The 17347-nt window shown below is 72.4% G+C and carries 18 protein-coding genes; 8 read left to right on the top strand and 10 right to left on the bottom strand.

All coding sequences use genetic code 11. The annotated features are described in order from the left end of the window. Position 1: 1 nt before the first annotated feature. Positions 2-589, bottom strand: coding sequence for an RNA polymerase sigma factor (locus OG885_RS40925; protein WP_405741167.1), 588 nt, complete (start codon positions 587-589; stop codon positions 2-4). 9 nt (positions 590-598) lie between these two features. Here OG885_RS40925 and OG885_RS40920 point away from each other — a divergent pair, with 9 nt between their 5' ends. The 3 genes from OG885_RS40920 to OG885_RS40910 all read left to right on the top strand — a co-directional run bounded on the left by OG885_RS40920 (position 599) and on the right by OG885_RS40910 (position 4030). Beyond that, entirely contained in the window at positions 599-1951 is a 1353-nt protein-coding gene (locus tag OG885_RS40920; protein WP_405741164.1) for a serine/threonine-protein kinase, read from the top strand. Between the two features lie 78 nt (positions 1952-2029). Further along, positions 2030-2698, top strand: coding sequence for a DUF4232 domain-containing protein (locus OG885_RS40915; RefSeq protein WP_405741161.1), 669 nt, complete (start codon positions 2030-2032; stop codon positions 2696-2698). A gap of 75 nt (positions 2699-2773) precedes the next feature. Beyond that, the gene (locus tag OG885_RS40910) at positions 2774-4030 is read left to right on the top strand and encodes an arsenic transporter (RefSeq protein ID WP_405743115.1); all 1257 of its coding nucleotides are present in this window, start codon (positions 2774-2776) and stop codon (positions 4028-4030) included. A 15-nt stretch (positions 4031-4045) separates the two neighbouring features. On the opposite strand, the gene OG885_RS40905 is transcribed toward OG885_RS40910, so the two are convergent. Together OG885_RS40905 and OG885_RS40900 are read right to left on the bottom strand one after the other, a co-directional pair. Then, positions 4046-5953 carry a ricin-type beta-trefoil lectin domain protein gene (locus OG885_RS40905; protein ID WP_405741159.1) on the bottom strand — a complete coding sequence of 636 codons (1908 nt, stop codon included), beginning with the start codon at positions 5951-5953 and terminating at the stop codon, positions 4046-4048. 278 nt (positions 5954-6231) lie between these two features. Beyond that, on the bottom strand, positions 6232-7110 hold the full coding sequence (locus OG885_RS40900) for a helix-turn-helix domain-containing protein (protein WP_405741156.1): 879 nt from the start codon (positions 7108-7110) through the stop codon (positions 6232-6234). Between the two features lie 63 nt (positions 7111-7173). On the opposite strand from OG885_RS40900, the gene OG885_RS40895 reads away from it, so the two are divergent. Beyond that, positions 7174-7971 carry a phytanoyl-CoA dioxygenase family protein gene (locus OG885_RS40895; protein ID WP_405741153.1) on the top strand — a complete coding sequence of 266 codons (798 nt, stop codon included), beginning with the start codon at positions 7174-7176 and terminating at the stop codon, positions 7969-7971. A gap of 9 nt (positions 7972-7980) precedes the next feature. Here the strand turns inward: OG885_RS40895 and OG885_RS40890 are convergent, their stop codons facing one another. From OG885_RS40890 to OG885_RS40880, 3 genes are all read right to left on the bottom strand, one after another. After that, positions 7981-8949 carry an aldo/keto reductase gene (locus OG885_RS40890; protein ID WP_405741151.1) on the bottom strand — a complete coding sequence of 323 codons (969 nt, stop codon included), beginning with the start codon at positions 8947-8949 and terminating at the stop codon, positions 7981-7983. Between the two features lie 70 nt (positions 8950-9019). Then, positions 9020-9535, bottom strand: coding sequence for a flavoprotein (locus OG885_RS40885; RefSeq protein ID WP_405741148.1), 516 nt, complete (start codon positions 9533-9535; stop codon positions 9020-9022). 27 nt (positions 9536-9562) lie between these two features. Beyond that, on the bottom strand, positions 9563-10021 hold the full coding sequence (locus OG885_RS40880; RefSeq protein WP_405741145.1) for a nuclear transport factor 2 family protein: 459 nt from the start codon (positions 10019-10021) through the stop codon (positions 9563-9565). A gap of 118 nt (positions 10022-10139) precedes the next feature. Here OG885_RS40880 and OG885_RS40875 point away from each other — a divergent pair, with 118 nt between their 5' ends. Further along, on the top strand, positions 10140-10697 hold the full coding sequence (locus OG885_RS40875; RefSeq protein ID WP_405741142.1) for a TetR/AcrR family transcriptional regulator: 558 nt from the start codon (positions 10140-10142) through the stop codon (positions 10695-10697). Positions 10698-10914: 217 nt separating this feature from the next. On the opposite strand, the gene OG885_RS40870 is transcribed toward OG885_RS40875, so the two are convergent. Both OG885_RS40870 and OG885_RS40865 read right to left on the bottom strand, forming a co-directional pair. Next, complete coding sequence (locus OG885_RS40870; protein ID WP_399965782.1) at positions 10915-11103, bottom strand: ferredoxin; 189 nt, start codon at positions 11101-11103, stop codon at positions 10915-10917. Between the two features lie 13 nt (positions 11104-11116). Beyond that, the gene (locus OG885_RS40865; RefSeq protein WP_405741139.1) at positions 11117-12331 is read right to left on the bottom strand and encodes a cytochrome P450; all 1215 of its coding nucleotides are present in this window, start codon (positions 12329-12331) and stop codon (positions 11117-11119) included. 901 nt (positions 12332-13232) lie between these two features. On the opposite strand from OG885_RS40865, the gene OG885_RS40860 reads away from it, so the two are divergent. Further along, a complete protein-coding gene (locus OG885_RS40860) occupies positions 13233-13856 on the top strand; it encodes a LysE family transporter (protein WP_405741137.1) in 624 nt (207 codons plus the stop codon). A gap of 105 nt (positions 13857-13961) precedes the next feature. On the opposite strand, the gene OG885_RS40855 is transcribed toward OG885_RS40860, so the two are convergent. Then, positions 13962-14408 carry a nuclear transport factor 2 family protein gene (locus OG885_RS40855; protein ID WP_405741134.1) on the bottom strand — a complete coding sequence of 149 codons (447 nt, stop codon included), beginning with the start codon at positions 14406-14408 and terminating at the stop codon, positions 13962-13964. Between the two features lie 186 nt (positions 14409-14594). On the opposite strand from OG885_RS40855, the gene OG885_RS40850 reads away from it, so the two are divergent. After that, the gene (locus OG885_RS40850) at positions 14595-15044 is read left to right on the top strand and encodes a nitroreductase family deazaflavin-dependent oxidoreductase (RefSeq protein ID WP_405741131.1); all 450 of its coding nucleotides are present in this window, start codon (positions 14595-14597) and stop codon (positions 15042-15044) included. Between the two features lie 91 nt (positions 15045-15135). Here the strand turns inward: OG885_RS40850 and OG885_RS40845 are convergent, their stop codons facing one another. Then, positions 15136-16050, bottom strand: a complete 915-nt coding sequence (locus tag OG885_RS40845) for a cation diffusion facilitator family transporter (RefSeq protein WP_405741128.1) — start codon at positions 16048-16050, stop codon at positions 15136-15138. A gap of 262 nt (positions 16051-16312) precedes the next feature. Between OG885_RS40845 and OG885_RS40840 the strand changes: the two genes are divergently transcribed. Then, a complete protein-coding gene (locus OG885_RS40840) occupies positions 16313-17341 on the top strand; it encodes a glutathione S-transferase family protein (RefSeq protein WP_405741125.1) in 1029 nt (342 codons plus the stop codon). Positions 17342-17347 lie beyond the last annotated feature (6 nt).

Genomic DNA, 17347 nt, shown 5'->3' with positions numbered 1-17347 from the left:
CCTACGGCGACTCGGCCAGCCAGGGCCTGACCTGCCGGCGTGCCTCGTGCAGACGGGACTTGAAGGTGCCCAGCGCGATGCCGAGGCGGTCCGCGGCCTCGGCATACTCCAGTCGGCAGATGTCCCGGTACACCAACGGCTCGACCAGCAGCGGGTGTTCGCGCTCCAGGCGTTCCAGCGCCTCCAGCAGGTCGATCCGGGAACCGGCGATGACGCTGGTGGTGCGGGGGTCCGCGCGAAGGTCGTCGAGCGTCGGGGCGGGCTGTTCGGCGGAGCGCCGCCTGAGTTCGCGGTACTTCTGCCGGCAGCAGTTGGCCACCACGGTGTACAGCCAGGTGCCGAAGCGGCTGCGCCCCTCGAACGTGCCGATCCTCCGGGCGACTTGGAGCAGCACGTCCTGGGCCGCCTCCTCGGCGTCCTCGCGGCAGGGCAGGAACCGCCCGCAGCGCCGGACGACCTCGGGGCGGATCTCCGCGAGCAGCGCGTCGAGCGCCGCCCGGTCGCCGTCTGCGGCGCGCCGGGCGAGGTCCTCGGTCGGGGGCCGGTCCGGCACGACTGCTCCCCTCGCCATGGTCGGTGCGGCAGGCATGATAGTCGTATGCACTCCCTCGAGCGCATCGGCCGCTACCGGGTCGAACGACGCCTGGGCACCGGCGCGTTCGGGACGGTGTGGCTCGCCCACGACGACACGCTGGATGCCCCGGTGGCCGTGAAGGTGCTCGCCGACAACTGGTCGCACCGACTCGACGTCCGCGAACGCTTCCTGTCCGAGGCTCGGTTGCTGCGCCGGGCCGCGTCGCGGCGGGTGGTGCAGGTTCACGACATCGGCGAACTCCCGGACGGCAGACCGTACTTCGTGATGGAGTACGCCGACGGCGGCACCCTCGCCGATCTGCTCCAGGACGGCCCGCTGCCCGTCGGGGAGGCGCTGCGGCTGACGGCGTCGGCGGCGCTCGGGGCGGCCGCGCTGCACGAGGCGGGGATCGTGCACCGGGACATCAAGCCGTCCAACCTGCTCCTGCGCACCGGCCCGGACGGCACCCGGCAGGTGCTGCTGGCCGACCTCGGACTGGCCAAGATCCTCGCGGAGGCGTCCGGGCTGACCCTGGCCGCCGGGTCGGCGGGATACCGGCCGCCCGAGCAGGCCGAGCCCGGGACCGGCATCGACGCGCGTGCCGACGTCTACAGCCTGGGCGCGGTCGGCTACCACCTGCTCACCGGGACGGTGCCGGGTGCGCCCGGCAAGGTCGTACGGCCCGACCGGCTGCGTCCGGGTCTGGACCCCGGTGTCCGGCGTGCCCTGCTGCGCGCCCTGCGTCCGGACCGTGCGCGGCGCTGGCCCGACGCGCGGTCGTTCGCGGCGGAGCTGGAACGCCTGGCGGCGGGCCGTCGTCCCCGCCGCCGACCCGCCCTGCTCGCCGGGCTGGTGGTGACGGCGGCCGTGACCGGCACGGCCCTCGCGCTGTGGCCGCAGGGCACCGCGCCCGCCGACCGGCGGATCGAGGACGCGGCGGGGCGGGTGTCGGCCGCCGTACCCGCCGCGTGGGCCGGTCAGGTACGCGCGGCGGGCTGGGACCCGGGCATCCTCGGCCTGCGCGCCGGGCACCAGCCGGGGTTCGCCGTCGCCGACGACCTGGACCGCTGGCAGGACCTCGGCGCGGATGTCAACGGCGTCTTCGCCGGGGTGCTGGAGCACGGTGACGTCACGGCCGTGGTCGACGGCCTCGCCCATCCGCAGTGCCGCTACGACGGCGCCCGCGACCGCACCCTGGCTCTCTGGTTCGCCCGGGTGCGCAGCTGGAGCGACTGTCCCGGCGGCGGCTCCGTCGTCGAGGCCGGGCTCACGCCTCCGGACGGCGGCGGGCAGCCGCAGGTGTACGTGCAGATCAGGACGGACGGCGGCGCCGCGGCGGCGCAGGGGGTCCTCGGCTCGGTGCGGGTCGGGGGCTGACCGCGCGAACTTTTCCGGCGATCGGTGCATCGGACTCTCGTGACGGGGCACAACGCGCCGTACGAGGAGTGAGAAGACATGGCGAACATGTACCGGTCCGTGCACCGGGCGGCGCTGCTCGCGAGCGCCGCCGCCGCGCTGAGCCTGCTGACCGCCTGCGGAGGCGGTGGCGGCGGCGAGGGTGACGCGGCGACCGCGCCGTCGACGCTGCCGGGCACGGCCGCGCCGGCCACCAGCGACGTGACATCGGCGACACCCTCGGTGCCCCCGAGCGCCGGCCCGACGTCCCTCCCGCCGTCGCCCTCGCCCACCACGAGTCCGGCCGCGAGCAGCCGCTGCCACACCTCCGAACTGGAGGCCGTCCTCGGCCGGAACGACCCGGGGGCCGGGCAGGAGAACTTCCCCGTGATCCTGACGAACACCTCCCAGCGCACCTGCACGATCCACGGCTATCCGGGCGCCGCCTTCGTCGACGCCGCCGGCAAGCAACTGGGCCCCGACCCCAAGCGGTCCCCCGGTACAGCCACCACCGTGCGGCTCGCGCCGGGACACAGCGCCTGGTCGGGGATCACCTTCTCCAACCCGGAGATCAGCGGGGCCCGTACCGCCAATCCCGATGCCCTGCTGGTGACGCCGCCGGACGAGCGGGATCCGCTGAAGGTGTCCTGGTCGGCGGGCGAGGTGCCGGTCTCCGGCAACGAGTCCTCGGTGTTCCTGACGGTGTTCGACAAGGGCCCCGGCGCCTGACCCGCCTTCGAGGTCTCTTACTTTCACCTGTTTTCATGGGTGGGTACGGCTGGAACACGCTCCGAAGGATCCCCCCTGAACACCCCGCTCGCCGAAGTCTTGTCCATAGCGCTGCTCGTCGCCGTACTCGCCTGGGCCGTGGTGCGCCCGCGCGGGCTGCCCGAGGCGGTGGTGGCCGTTCCGGCGGCGGGCCTCGCGATCGCGACCGGCGCGATCTCGCCGGAGCACGCGTGGGCCGAGGCCGAACGGCTCGGACCGGTGGTCGGGTTCCTCGCCGCGGTCCTCGTGCTCGCCCACTTCTGTGATGTCGAGGGGCTCTTCCGGGCCTGCGGGGCGTGGATGTCGCGCCGGGCCGCGGGCCGTCCCCGCACCCTGCTGACATCGGTGTTCGTGCTCGCGTCGGCGATCACCGCGGTGCTCAGCCTGGACGCCACGGTCGTCCTGCTCACCCCGGTCGTGCTGGCCACCGCGGCTCGCAGCGGGGTCCGGGCCCGGCCGCACCTGTACGCCTGCGCGCATCTGTCGAACACGGCGTCGCTGCTGCTTCCGGTGTCCAACCTGACCAACCTCCTCGCCTTCGAGGCGAGCGGGCTGAGCTTCACCCGGTTCGCGGCACTGATGGCCCTGCCCTGGCTCGTCGCCATCAGCGCCGAGTACCTGGTGTTCCGGCGCTTCTTCGCGGACGACCTGGGGGCCGCCGTCGCCGCTCCCGACACGGCCGAGCCGCCCGAGCTGCCGCGGTTCGCGCTCATCACCGTCGGCTGCACCCTGGCCGGGTTCGTGGTGGCGTCCGCGGTCGGTGTCGACCCGGCGTGGGTGGCCCTCGCGGGCGCGCTGGTGCTGGCCGGGCGAGCGCTGGTCCGGCGCCGGGCCACGCCGCTGACCGTGGTGAGGGCCGCGGCGCCGGGCTTCCTGGCGTTCGTGCTCGCGCTCGGCGTGGTCGTCCGGGCGGTCGTCGACAACGGACTCGCCGACGCGCTGCGCCATGCGATCCCCGAGGGGTCCGGTGTGGTGGCGCTGCTCGGGATCGCCGCGCTCGCCGCCGTACTGGCGAACCTGATCAACAACCTGCCCGCGGTGCTGGTCCTGCTGCCGCTCACCGCGAGCGCCGGGCCGGGCGCGGTCCTCGCGGTGCTGATCGGCGTCAACATCGGCCCCAACCTCACCTACGCCGGTTCGCTGGCCACGCTGCTGTGGCGGCGGATCGTGCAGCGCGACGGACAGACCGTCGAACTCGGCGAGTTCACCCGCCTCGGCCTGCTCGCCGTCCCGGCCGCACTGGTGCCGGCCACCCTCGCCCTGTGGGGCTCGATCCAGCTGATCGGGGCCTGAGGAGCCGCGCGGGGGTCAGCGTCGGCCGCCGCCTCCGTAGCCCCCGTACCCGCCGTAGCCCCCGTACCCGGAGCCGTACTGGCCGTCCCAGTCGCAGGAGTACGTGTAGTAGCAGGGGACGTCGCTCGGATAGGCGCCGCCGGGGGTCGGCGCCGCGGTCGACGGAGTCGCGGACGGTGCCGGCGTGGGGGTCGCCTTCTTCGGGGTGGGCGTGGGAGTCGGCGTGGGGGTGGGGGTCGGCGTGGGCTCGGCCACGGCGTCCCAGTTGACCCACTCCATCTGGAGGTCGGCCTTCGAGGTGTCGAAGACCCAGCGCTGGACGGCGGTGTCGTCGGCGCGTGCCTTCAGGACCAGGGCGCCGGTGCCGTCCGTGGCGGCCGGGGTCAGGGCCAGGTCCTGGTCCCGGCGCGGCACCAGGTTGCCGCGCGTCGTGAAGTCGTAGCGGACGTCCTTGGTCTCGGTCTTCCCGAGGCCGGTGCACGGGCCCAGCTGCACCGAGTAGCCGAGGTGGGAGTCGAGGCAGAGCTCGGGGTCGGCGGAGCTGCGCAGCAGTCCGTCGGTCTCGTACGTCCACTGCTGGGTGCTGTCCGAGGTGCAGTCGGTGACCTCGGTCTCGGCGCCCTTGACGGCCTTCTTGCCGACCACGGCCACGCAGAGCCCGGAGTCGACGTTGTGGATCCGGCCGCTCAGCGTGCCCTGGCCCGCCTTGCCGGCGCCGACCCAGGTCGGGTCGGTGGTGGAGCGGTCCGCCCCGGTGTCGGGTGCGTCGGAGGCCCGGGAGCCCGCGGTCGGGGCGGGGTCGTCACCGCCCTGGACGGCCCACAGGACCAGCGGGAGGGCGACCAGGGTGCTGACGGTCAGGACGGCCGCGGTGAGGTTGCGCCGGCGGGCGGCCTTCTTCGCCGAGTGCCGTCTGCGGGTTCTTCGGGCCGCCGCGGGGGCTCCGGTGCGGGGAGCGGGGGGCCCGTCGGGGACCGGGGTGCCGGGGACGGAGGGGCTGGTACGGGGCATCGGGGGAAGGTCGAAGAAGGGCTCGCCGGCGATGGCCTGGTGCGCCATGGCCGCCTCCGGTGCCACCGGCGCGTCCGCCGCCTCCTGGGCGGCCCGGGTCTCCGCGTAGGCGCGTCCGCCCCAACCGAGGACCGCCTCGGCGAGGGCGACGCCGAGGTCGTCGTTGAACTGGTTCAGCTGGTCGGCGGTGTGCCGGCAGTGCTTGCAGCGGTCGAGGTGGGCGCGGAGGTCGGGGTCGACGTCGACGCCCCCGCGCCGGTAGGTGACGTCCAGCATCCGCAGGAAGCTGCGGCACTCCTGTTCGGGGGCGAGTTCGCGGTGGACCTGGAGGCACTCCTCGCGCAGCCGCTCACGGGCCCGGCCCAGTTCGACCCGGACGTCCTCCACGTCCAGGCCCAGCAGGGCGCCCGGTATCTCCAGCGGCTCGCCCTCGACCTCGCTGTGCCACAGCAACGCGCGGGCGGACTGCGGCAGCCGCTGGAACGCGCCGGACAGCAGGCGACGGTCGGCGGGCGGCAGCAGCCGGGCCGCGGCCCGCTCCCCGTCGGTCTCGGAGCGCAGTTCGGGGTGGAGCTGTTCGCGGCGGCGGTCGGTGTCCCATTCGGCGGCGATCCGTCGCACGGTGACGAGGATCTGCGGGCGCCAGGCGGCCGTCGGTCCGTTGTGCCGCAGGGATTCGCCGAAGAGCCGGGTGAATGCGGCCGTGGTGAGCATTCCCGCGGAACGCGGTCCGTCGGTGCACAGCCGGGCATAGGCGTAGGCCGCTTCCCAGTGCCGGTCGAGAAGTTCACCGACGGGATGCAGGGCCGGTGCCGCGCCCGTCCACTTCTTCAGTTCGGCGCTGAGTTGCGCGTCCGTCACGTCGAACAGGCGGGCCGGGGCAGGGGAATTCGGCAGGCCTGCGTCATTCACGGCGGCATTCCTCTCGGGGGCTTGCACAAGAAAGTCCATACCAATGGGTATGTGATCCCGCCGACGACAGCTCTTGTGAAGCGTGGGGGGCGTACGGAAGGGAGGCCCCACCTTTCCACAGGTTAGCGAGATGTAACAAGAGAGCCCGTGGTTTTGTGCATTACGTGCGCACCAGGTGTTTTTGACGATGGGTCAATAGCGCGGGCGTTAGTGAATGGCTTTCCTTCGGTGAACCATTGAACCGCCACTCCATCGCGTATACGCCGGGTCCGGACCGCTCATGCCTCAACCATTGGCCCGCCGGACCGGTACGCGCCGGGCGGCATGCCGAAACGCTCGCGGAAGACCCGGTGGAAATGGAAGGGGCTCACGAACCCCGACGCCGTGGCCACCCGTTCCACGGGCAGGTCGGTGGCCTCCAGCAGCCGCGCCGCATGCCGCAGCCGCGCCTCCCGCAGGGCGCGCATCGGCGACTGGCCCACCTGGCGGGTGAACAGGTGCGCCAGCCGGGAGGGCGACAGGGAGACGTGCGCGGCGAGGGAGTCGACGGTGTGCGGCGCGCCGGGGTCGGCGGCGAGGAGTTCCTGGACCCGGGCGACGCGGGGGTCGAGGCCCGGTGTCGGGGGCCGGCGACGGGCCCCGCCCGCGGTGAGCAGCACGACCTCCTCCAGGGCGCACAGGGCGAGTTCACGGGCCACGGTGTCGTGCGCGACGGCGATCCGGCCGTCCGGGGACGCGTGCATCCGGTGGAACGCCGCCTCGACGCGGTCGCGCAGGCCGGTCGGGGTCGGGGTGACGACGTACAGGCCCGCGCCGCGGTCGTACGGGCGCAGCCAGGGCAGCCAGGAGGGCCGGGCCTGGCAGTGCACCCACCAGAACCGCCAGTGCGGGGCGTCCGGCGCGACGCCGTAACCGTGCGGGGAGCCGGGGGCGAGGGCGACGAGGTCTCCGGCGCCGGCCCGCGTGGTGGCCGAGCCGTGGCGCAGTTGCCCGGTGCCGGCCACGGTCCAGGTGAACAGCCAGCTGTCGGAGCCCTGCGGCCGGTTGATGAAGTAGCCCGGCGACTCGTCGTAGCGGCCGAGCACCACCAGGCCCGCGGGCGGCGCGGGCACGCCCGGGGCAGCAGTCCCAGGCAGTCCGTCAGCGGTCACGAGCATCCTCCCGAACTCCGGTGCGACCTAGCTTGACATGCGTCCACACAGCTGCCGAGGAGGGCCCGCATGACCGTCATGGACAAGGACACCGCGAGCTGGGTGAGCGAGTTCGAGGAGGACGGATTCACCGTCGTACGAGGACTGTTCGCCCAGGAGGAGATCGACCAACTGTGCGCGGAGTTCGCGGCACTGCACGCGGCCGGGCCGGTGCCCGGGCACTTCGCGCCGCGGCCCGGGGACGACCCGTTGGCGGTGTGGCCGCGGGTGATGCAGCCGCACGAGATCAACACGCTCGCCCGCCGGACGCTGCTCGACACACGCCTGCGGGTGGTCCTGGAGGCTCTGCTGGACGAGGAGGCGCTGGCCGCGCAGAGCATGTTCTACTTCAAGCCGCCGGGGGCGCGGGGCCAGGCACTGCACCAGGACAACTTCTATCTGCGGGTCGAGCCGGGGACGTGTGTCGCGGCGTGGGTGGCGTGCGATGTGATCGACCGGGAGAACGGGGGCCTGGAGGTCGTTCCCGGTACGCACCGGATGGACCTGTTCTGCCCGGAGGAGGCGGACGAAGGGGTGTCGTTCGCCCGGGAGTACGTGGCGCCGCCCGCGGGCCTGGAGGCGGTCCCGGTGGACATGGCGCCCGGGGACGTCCTGTTCTTCAACGGGAGCCTGGTGCACGGCTCGCAGCCGAACCGGAGCGATGACCGCTTCCGGCGGTCGTTCATCGGGCATTACGTGGGGCGCTCGACCGAACGGATCGGGGCGTACTACCGGACGATGTCGATGCGGGGTGACCGCGTCGCCCTGGCGGAGAGTGAAGGCGCGGGCCCCTGCGGCACGGAGTTCGCACCGCAGGGACCGCACTGAGAAACGACGTCAGTGGCCGACGATCGGACGGGCCGTGTAGGAGCTCTCCAACTCCTCGATCTCCTTGCCGCTCAGCTCCAGTTCCACCGCCGCCACCGCGTCCTCGATGTGGTGCGGCTTGGCGGCGCCGACGATGGGGGCCACCACCGTGTCCTGGTGGAGCAGCCAGGCCAGGGCCACCTGGGCGCGGGGCACCCCGCGCTCGCCGGCGATACGGGTGACCGCCTCGACGATGGTGCGATCGCCGTCCTGGTAGAGGCGGTTGCCGAAGTTGTCGCCCGCGCTGCGCTCGGTGACCGTGCCCCAGTCCCGGGTCAGCCGGCCCCGGGCCAGCGGGCTCCAGGGCAGCGCGCTGACGCCCTGGTCGGCGCAGAGCGGGAGCATCTCGCGCTCCTCCTCGCGGTAGAGGAGGTTGTAGTGGTTCTGCATGGAGACGAACTTCGTCCAGCCGTGCCTCTCCGCCGTGTACTGCATCTTGGAGAACTGCCAGGCGTACATCGAACTCGCCCCGAGATAGCGGACCTTGCCGGCCTTCACCAGGTCGTGCAGGGCCTCCATCGTCTCCTCGACCGGGGTGTGCGCATCGAAGCGGTGGATCTGGTAGAGGTCGACGTAGTCGGTGCCGAGGCGGGTCAGGCTGTGGTCGATCTCCGTCATGATCGCCTTGCGGGACAGTCCACCGCCGTTGGGTCCTGAGCGCATCCGGCCGTGCACCTTGGTGGCGAGGACGATCTCGTCCCGGTCGGCGAAGTCGCGCAGCGCCTTGCCGACGATCTCCTCGCTGGTGCCGTCGGAGTAGACGTTCGCCGTGTCGAAGAAGTTGATGCCCGCGTCCAGCGCCTGCCGGATCAGCGGCCGGGACGCCTCCGCGTCGAGCGTCCACTCGTGCACCCCGCGGTCGGGCAGGCCGTAGGTCATGCACCCCAGACAGATCCGCGACACGTCCAGGCCCGTCGAACCGAGCTTCACGTACTGCATCGTTGCTGCTCCTGCCTTCCGAGTGGTTACGAAAGGGAGCGTACGGCGTCCGCCCCGGAGCCTCAGCAGGTCACCGCACGAGCAGCTCCAGCGCCTGCTCCCAGCCGAACTCGGCCCCCGGCTCGCCCGCGAAGGGCGGCCCGAACCGCACGCCCATTCCCCGCAGCCGTATCAGGCTGTCCTGGTAGGCGGGGTGGGCGGCCAACGCGTCGGACACGCACGGCAGTACGGCTATGGGGACGCCCAGGCCGTAGGCCTCGCAGAGGGTGGCCACGGCGAGGGTGTCGGCCAGTCCGGCCGCCCACTTGTTGACGGTGTTGAAGGTGGCGGGCGCGACCACGACGGCATCCGGTGACGGGAAGGGGCGCGGGTCGCCCGGGGTGCGCCAGGCGGAGCGGATCGGGCGGCCGGTCAGGGTCTCGACGGCGGCGGTGTCGAAGAAGCCGTTCATCGCGACGGGCGTGGCGATGACGCCGACCTCCCAACCCCGTTCCTGGGCGGCGGTGATGAGTTTGCTGACGTCGGCGGCGATCCCGGCGGCGCAGACGACGACGTACAGGAAGGGTTTCTCGGCCTGTTGGGTCACCTCGGAACCCTACTGAAGCTGTTGGATCTATTGGAGCGGGAAGGACGAGCCCTGCTCGCCTTCGGGGCGCGGGCCGACGATACGACGCTCCTTCTCCTCGATGGGCAGGTCGTTGATGCTGGCCTCACGGCGGGTCATCAGGCCGTGCTCGTCGAACTCCCAGAGTTCGTTGCCGTACGAGCGCCACCACTGTCCGTCGGCGTCGAGGCACTCGTACTGGAAGCGGACGGCGATGCGGTTGCCGTCGAAGGCCCACAGGTCCTTGCGCAGGGCGTACTCCCGCTCGCGTGCCCACTTCGCGGTGAGGAACGCGACGATCTCGTCGCGGCCGGTGACGAAGGTGTCGCGGTTGCGCCACACCGAGTCCTGTGAGTACGCGAGCGCCACCTTGTGCGGGTCGCGGGTGTTCCAGGCATCCTCGGCGGCCTGCACCTTCCGGGCGGCGGTCTCGCGGGTGAAGGGCGGCAGGGGCGGACGGTCGGTCATGTCATCCTCCGTGACCAGAAAGGGAGAACGTGCGTTCTCCGGACTGCTGCTACCGTATGAGAACGCACGTTCTCTCGTCAAGGAACGTCAAGGACCGTCAAGGAGTGGAGTGGCCCTCATGGACAGCGAGACCGCACGGGAGCGGGCCCTGGACGCCGCGGAGGAGCTGTTCTACGGCCGCGGCATCCAGTCCGTCGGCATGGACGACATCCGTGGCGCCTCCGGAGTCTCGCTCAAGCGCCTCTACCAACTCTTCCCCGCGAAAGAGCAGTTGGTGGTGGCCTACCTGGAACGCCGGGACGTGCGCTGGCGCGGACGGCTGGCCGCGCACGTGGAGCGCCACCCGGACCCCGAGGAGCGGATCCTCGCCGTCTTCGACTGGCTGGAGTCCTGGTTCGGCGAGGACGGATTCCGCGGATGCGCATGGATCAACTCGTACGGCGAACTGGGCGCGAGGTCGGCCCCGGTCGCGTCCCAGGTGCGGGCCCACAAGGGGGCGTTCCGGGAGTATCTCGCCGCCCTGGTGGCGGACGCGGGACTGCCCGGCACGGTGGCCGGGCAGCTGTTCCTGCTCGCCGAGGGGGCGATGGTGACGGCGGGGATCACCGGGAGCGCCGCGCCCGCGCGGGAGGCACGCGGGGCGGCACAGGTCCTGGTGCGGGCCGCGGCCCGCTGAGCTCCCGCCAGGTCGTGTCCGCGAAGTCCCGTCGTCCGCCCGGAGGGCGGGCCGGGCGGCGTCAGGTGCGTGCTCTCGGCGTGCCGGGCACGAACCCGCGTACTGGTTGTCCGTGGGTTCGTGCCCGGTGCGGCGAGTGGGGGCACCTCCCACGCCCTCAAGGCAGTGGGGGAGCGTGCATGGCGGCTCCCGGCAGGCGGGATTTCGCGGACACGACCTAGGTCACGGTGATGGCGGCCACGGGGCAGGCCCGCGCCGCCTCGCGGACCATCGGGTCGCCGGCGCCGTCCTCCCGGCCGGGCAGCAGCGCGCTGAATCCGTCGTCGTCCTGGGTGAACACGGAGGGGGCGGACAGGGCGCACTGGCCGGCGCCGATGCAGACGTCCTTGTCGATGTCGATGTGCATGGCCTTGAGCCTCTTACCAGGTCACGGGGAGTTCCAGCATCCCCTGGATCGTGTCGCCGGGCTTGAAGGGGATCTCGTCCGCGGGAGCGGCGAGGCGCAGCCCAGGCAGCCGGGTGAAGAGGGTGCGCAGGGCGATCTCCATCTCGGCGCGGGCCAGGTTCTGGCCGAGGCACTGGTGGATGCCGAAGCCGAAGCCGACGTGGTGGCGGGCGGAGCGGTGCCAGTCCAGGGTGTCGGCGTCGGGGTAGACGTCCTCGTCGCGGTTGATGACGGAGGTCGAGAAGACCACCCCCTCGCCGGCCCGGATGGTCTCGCCGCCCGCCTCGACGTCCTCGGTGGCCACCCGCAGCAGGCCGTCGGCGATCGACAGCATGCGCATCAGCTCCTCGACCGCGGTCGGCAGCAGTGCCGGATCGGCCCGCAACTCGGCCAGCCTTTCGGGGTGTTGGAGCAGGGTGAAGGTACCGAGCGAGATCATGTTGGCGGTCGTCTCATGGCCGGCGACCAGCAGGATGGTGGCGAAGGCGATGACGTCGACGCGGCTCAGCTCGCCGGAGCGCAGCCGGTCGTGGACGAGTTCGTCCAGCACCCCGTCGCCGGGCCGCTCCTCCTTCAGTTTCCGGTCGATCAACTCCCCGAAGTAGGCGTCCAGTTGGTCGCGCGCATCCTGGGTGTCGGACGCCTTGGGTCCGCGCAGCAACCGGCGTGACTGCGCCTCGAAGAAGTCGTGGTCGGTGTACGGGACGCCGAGCAGGGCGCAGATCACCATCGAGGGCACCGGCAGCGCGAAGGCGTTCACGAGCTCGGCGGGCGGGCCCTGCGCGATCATCGCGTCGAGCCGCTCGTCCACGATCCGCTGGATCTCCGGACGCAGTTCCACGGCCCTGCGCAGGGTGAAGCTGGGCACCATCATCCGCCGTTGCGCGTGATGCTGCGGATCGTCGAAACCGAGCAGCGCCACCCTCCGGTTCTGGGTCCCGGCGAAGCGTTCGGTGGGCGCGGGGAAGTCGGGGCGGGTGCGGTCGCTCGACAGCCGGGGGTCGGTGAGGAGGGTACGGGCGACCGCGTGCCCCGTGACCAGCCAGGCCGGCCGGCCGTCGTAGAGCGTGATGCGGGCCAGCGGACGGCCGTCGCGCAGGGGGTCGTAGGCGGTGGGCGGATGGTAGGGGCAGGTCCGGTCCTGAGGGAAGGCGACGGGTTCCGTTTGCGTGCGGGGGGTTGCCGTCATGGAAGACCTCGCAGACGAAGGTGTGCGTCGTGCAGCGGCGTGCAGATCTTCATTAGATGCCCGGGGCATCTAATGGGCGACGACAAGTTCGGCCAGATCGGTGGCGGCGGCAGGTTGGCCGGGGATGCTCGCTCGGGAATCGAAAACGGGGGGTGGCGAGGTGCGGGGCGGGCTTGCGGCGGAGAGGGGGCGGGCGGCGGGGGCCGGGCGGGCCGAGCACGGGACGGACTGCCGGGGAGCCGGGCGGGCTGCTGGGGACGACGACCGAACGGGCATCCGTCGGGGACCGGGCGGGCCTCCGGGACGAGGGGGGCGGGTCCCCGGGCGGACAGGATGCGCCCCTCGGGAACGAGAGGGGCCGGCGCCCGGTGGGGCTTCGAGGGACCTCCGGCGACGGCCGGGCGAGCCCTGGTGCGGGCCGGGCTGGTCTCAGTGCGGGCCGGGCCGGCCCCGGTGGAGCCCCGACAGGCCTTCGCAGACGGCCGGAACGGCCCCGGTGCGGCCGGACCGGGCTCGCCGAACGGGCCGACCCTCAGTGCGGACCGGACGTGCCCATCGGGGACGAAACGGCTGCCAGCCTCCGCTGGGGCCCCGACAGGCCTTCGTCGACGGCCGGGCTGGCCCCGGTGTGGGCCGGAGCGCCAGTGTGGGCCGGAGCGCCGGTGTGGGCCGGGCTGGCCCCGGAGGCCAAGCGGTGGTCCTCGGTGCGGGCTGGGGTGGGCCGGTCTTCGGTGAGGGGTGCGCGGGGTTTGGGCGAAAAACGGTTGTGGGCGGAGGGCCGGCGGTCGCAGAATCCCGCCATGCCTACGACCTACGCCCTTCTGCCGCTGACCGCCGCCGCCATGCCGGTGCGGTTCCAGCAGCAGTCCGGCCGTCCGGAGGGGCCGACACCGCTCACGTCGTGACCGGGGCGCTCGTCGCGGGGCTGCTCGCGGGCTATGGCATCGCCATGCCCGTCGGCGCGGTCGCGACCTACCTCGTCTCGCTCACCGCCCGCACCTCCCTGCGCACCGGCGTCTGTGCCGCCCTGGGCGTCGCCACCGCCGACGGACTGTACGCACTGGTCGCCGCGCTCGGCGGCACCGCCCTCGCCGCCGCACTGCGTCCGGTGCTCGGGCCGCTGCGCTGGGCCTCGGCCCTGCTGCTGCTCGCACTCGCGGTCCGGGGCGCGGTCACCGCCGTACGCCAGTACCGCGGCCGTCGACTCGCCACCCGCGCCGACCCGCCTCCCCCGAGCCCCGCCCGCGCCTACCTGACCCTGCTCGGGATCACCCTGCTCAACCCGACCACCGTGATCTACTTCGCGGCCCTGGTGCTCGGTAGCCGTACCGCAGACGCGGTGCAGCCCCTGGAACAGGGCGTGTTCGTCCTGGCCGCCTTCGTCGCGTCCGCGAGCTGGCAGGTCCTGCTGGCCGGCGGCGGGGCACTGCTCGGCCGGGCACTGACCGGGCGGCGCGGGCGGCTGGTGACGGCACTGGTGTCGAGCGCGGTGATCATGGCTCTCGCGGTACGGATGATGTGGTGAGCGGGGTCCCGCGCACAGCCGGTCGCGGCGGGCATGGCGGACCGGGTGGTCCGCGCGGTCACCCGCGCAAGAGAGGCGTGGGCCGATCGGGTCCGCCGCTGCTCGTCACGGGGTGAACGCCTGGGCCACCGCGAGGCTGTCCTCGTACACGTGGTGGCGGACGATCAGACCGTCCTCGACGGTCAGATGCAGGGCGAACCTGGCGCGATAGGGGCGCCCGGTCGACCTCGCCGTCTGCCGGATCTCGCCGAGGACCACCGCGTCGGCGCCGTCCACGAGGACGCGCTCGATCCGCGTGTCCGCCTGCCCGGGGACGTGGTGTGCGGCCAGTTCCCGGAAGTGGGCCGCGGCGTCCGCGCGGGTGGCGCGGTGGCGGATCCACGGGGTGGCGGCGCGGCCGTGCTCGTCCTCGGGCCAGTCGAGCTTCCAGTCGCCGTGTTCGGCGTACAGCTCGGCGATCCGCTCCGGGTCTCCCTGCCCGATGCGCCGCAGCAGTTCCGCGACCACGGAACGGGTCTTCGTCTCGACGGTGGTGGTCATGGGTACGGTCATGGGTACTCCTCCCCTTTCGACGGCTGCCACTGTGCCCCGCGGGGGCCGAGCGAGGCGATTACCTCCGAGGTCATCGCGGAGCGGATGAATCCGCGGGGTTCCGGTGTTGTGGACCGTGCGGTGAGCCGTAACCCGCAAGCCGTAAGCCGTAAGCCGTAGGACACGACGACGATGGGATGGGATGTCATGCCTCTCGAGGGCGAGTACGAGCCGAGTCCGACCGGGTGGGTGCGCGAGCAGGTGGAGTTGTACGAGAGCTCGGGCGGCACCGAGGGGACGACCCTGCTGGAGACCGGGATGCCCGTGATCCTGCTGACCACCGTGGGTGCCAGGAGCGGGAAGATCCGCAAGACCCCGTTGATGCGGGTCGAGCACGGGGGCCGGTACGCCGTCGTCGCCTCGCAGGGCGGAGCCCCCAAGCACCCGGTCTGGTACCACAACCTCAAGGCCGACCCCCGCGCGGAACTCCAGGACGGACCCGAGAAGCGGGACGTGTCCGCGCGTGAGGTGACCGGCGCGGAGAAGGCCGAGTGGTGGGAGCGGGCCGTGGCGGCCTATCCCCCGTACGCGGAGTACCAGGAGAAGACGGACCGCGAGATCCCGGTCTTCGTGCTGGAGCCGACCGCGGAGCACTGACCGCGGAGCGCCGCGCGGTCGGCCCCGTAAAGATCTTGCGAGAAATCTTGGGACGGGGCGCATGAAGCCCCGTCCGCCGGGCACCTGTGCGTCAGGCCCCGCCGCGCTCCCCCGTCGCGGCGGGGCTTTCTTGTGCCTCGCCCGCGGGCCGGTCGGTGATGTCGAGGAAGATCTGGTCCGTCTCGGCGAAGGTGTCGGCGACGGACCGCTTGATGCGTACGGCCACCTCCTCGACCCGCTCGCTGTCCAGGCCCGGCACGAGGTCGACGCGTGCGGCCACCAGGACCGACTCCAGCCCCGTCTTCATGGTGAACAGCGCCTCCACACTGTCGATCTCGGGCTGCTCCTGGAGCAGCGCCCGGATCCGCCCGCCGGTCTCCGCGTCGACGGCCTCCCCGATGAGCTGGTCACGGGCCTCCCGCCCGAGCCGGTAGGCGACGTAGACGAGCAGCGCCCCGATCGCCAGCGACGCGGACGCCTCCCACACGACCTGCCCCGTGACCATGTGCAGAGCCATGCCGGCCATGGCCAGGGTGACGCCCAGCACCGCCGTGCCGTCCTCGGCGACGACCGTGCGCAGCGCCGGGTCGCGCAGACCCTCACCGGTGCCGCCCTGCCGGTGCGTCTGGTACAGCGCCCGGACCAGCGACGCGCCCTCGGCGAGGAGGGCGACACCGAGGACGACGAGCCCGGCGACGTATCCGCTCAGCTTCTCCTCGGCTCCGTTGCGCAGTGCCTCGAAGCCCTGGAAGAAGGAGAAGCAGCCGCCCATGACGAAGATCCCCACCGCGGCGAGGAGCGACCAGAAGAACCGCTCCTTGCCGTAGCCGAAGGGGTGACGGGTGTCGGCGGGGCGGCGGCTGCGGCGCAGCGCGGCCAGGAGGAAGACCTCGTTGAGGCTGTCGGCGACCGAGTGGGCGGCCTCCGACAGCAGGGCCGGGGAGTGTGCGATCAGCCCGCCGATCGCCTTGGCGACCGCGATGACCAGATTGGCGACGAGCGCCACGAGGACGGTGACCCGCGTTCTGCGGTCCGCTTTCCGAGCCTCCTTCTGGGCCGAGGACGCCTTCCCCGCATGTTCCGGCGACGCCTGTTGTGGTGGGTTCAGAGGTGCGTTCGATGTTGTGTTCGAAGGTGTCCCGCTCACCTTCGCCGACTGCCCCGACTGGCGGGGCTCACACGCCGAAATCGGGGAACGCGGTCACCAGACACCCGCACGGCGGCACACGGCACGGCACGGCACGGCACAGGACAGGCAGGGAGGCGGCATGAGTGGCTCGGACGGAGGCAACAGCGCGTACGGGAACCGGACGTTCCAGCGCTCCAAGGCCCACTTCACGGACCGGGTCACCGCGGACGGCCGGGACGGCTGGCCGGTGGAGCCCGGCCGCTACCGTCTGGTGGTCAGCCGGGCCTGCCCCTGGGCGAGCCGGGCCCTGGTCTCCCGGCGGCTGCTGGGCCTGGAGGGCGTTCTGTCGCTCGCGGTGGCCGATCCCATCCAGGACGACCGCAGTTGGCGCTTCACCCTCGACCCGGACGGCCGGGACCCGGTCCTCGGCATCCGCTACCTCAGCGAGGCCTACGACCGGCGGGAGGGGGACTATCCGGGCGGGGTGAGCGTGCCCGCGCTCGTGGACGTGCCCAGCGGAAAGCTGGTCACCAACGACTACCAGCAGCTCACCCTGGACCTCGCCACCGAGTGGCGTGCCCTGCACCGGGACGGCGCCCCGGACCTGTATCCGCGGGCGCTGCGCGAGGAGATCGACGCGGTGATGGCGGACGTCTACGAGGACGTCAACAACGGTGTGTACCGGGCGGGGTTCGCCACCGAGCAGGCGGAGTACGAGGCCGCCTGCTCGGCGGTGTTCCAGCGGCTCGAGCTGCTGACCCCGAGGCTCGCCCGGCAGCGCTATCTGGTCGGGGACACGATCACCGAGGCCGACATCCGGCTGTTCACCACGCTGGTGCGCTTCGACGCGGTCTATCACGGCCACTTCAAGTGCAACCGCTGGAAGCTGGCGGAGAACGAGGTGCTGTGGGGGTACGTCCGGGACCTCTACCAGACGCCGGGCTTCGGTGACACGGTCGACTTCGACCACATCAAGCGCCACTACTACCAGGTGCACACCGGCATCAACCCCACGCGGATCGTGCCGCTCGGGCCGGATCTGTCGCAGTGGCTGACCCCGCACCACCGCGAGGAGCTGGTCGGCCGGCCGTTCGGCGACGGGACGCCGCCGGGTCCACCGCCGCCCGACGAGCAGGTGTCAGCACAGGGCCGGCCCACACCGGCGTAACGAAAC

Origin of the sequence: Streptomyces sp. NBC_00028, assembly GCF_045041065.1 — a bacterium.
In the GTDB taxonomy this organism is placed as follows: domain Bacteria; phylum Actinomycetota; class Actinomycetes; order Streptomycetales; family Streptomycetaceae; genus Streptomyces.
Note: the sequence above shows the minus strand (reverse complement) of the source record. Positions and strands in the feature narration are given on the sequence as shown.

Coding starts and splice junctions, on each gene's coding strand:
- OG885_RS40925 (WP_405741167.1), bottom strand. CDS start 589: ATGCCTGCCGCACCGACCATGGCGAGGGGAGCAGTCGTGCCGGACCGG.
- OG885_RS40900 (WP_405741156.1), bottom strand. CDS start 7,110: ATGCTCGTGACCGCTGACGGACTGCCTGGGACTGCTGCCCCGGGCGTG.
- OG885_RS40855 (WP_405741134.1), bottom strand. CDS start 14,408: ATGACCGTACCCATGACCACCACCGTCGAGACGAAGACCCGTTCCGTG.
- OG885_RS40875 (WP_405741142.1), top strand. CDS start 10,140: ATGGACAGCGAGACCGCACGGGAGCGGGCCCTGGACGCCGCGGAGGAG.
- OG885_RS40895 (WP_405741153.1), top strand. CDS start 7,174: ATGACCGTCATGGACAAGGACACCGCGAGCTGGGTGAGCGAGTTCGAG.
- OG885_RS40865 (WP_405741139.1), bottom strand. CDS start 12,331: ATGACGGCAACCCCCCGCACGCAAACGGAACCCGTCGCCTTCCCTCAG.
- OG885_RS40870 (WP_399965782.1), bottom strand. CDS start 11,103: ATGCACATCGACATCGACAAGGACGTCTGCATCGGCGCCGGCCAGTGC.
- OG885_RS40920 (WP_405741164.1), top strand. CDS start 599: ATGCACTCCCTCGAGCGCATCGGCCGCTACCGGGTCGAACGACGCCTG.
- OG885_RS40915 (WP_405741161.1), top strand. CDS start 2,030: ATGGCGAACATGTACCGGTCCGTGCACCGGGCGGCGCTGCTCGCGAGC.
- OG885_RS40890 (WP_405741151.1), bottom strand. CDS start 8,949: ATGCAGTACGTGAAGCTCGGTTCGACGGGCCTGGACGTGTCGCGGATC.
- OG885_RS40850 (WP_405741131.1), top strand. CDS start 14,595: ATGCCTCTCGAGGGCGAGTACGAGCCGAGTCCGACCGGGTGGGTGCGC.
- OG885_RS40880 (WP_405741145.1), bottom strand. CDS start 10,021: ATGACCGACCGTCCGCCCCTGCCGCCCTTCACCCGCGAGACCGCCGCC.
- OG885_RS40840 (WP_405741125.1), top strand. CDS start 16,313: ATGAGTGGCTCGGACGGAGGCAACAGCGCGTACGGGAACCGGACGTTC.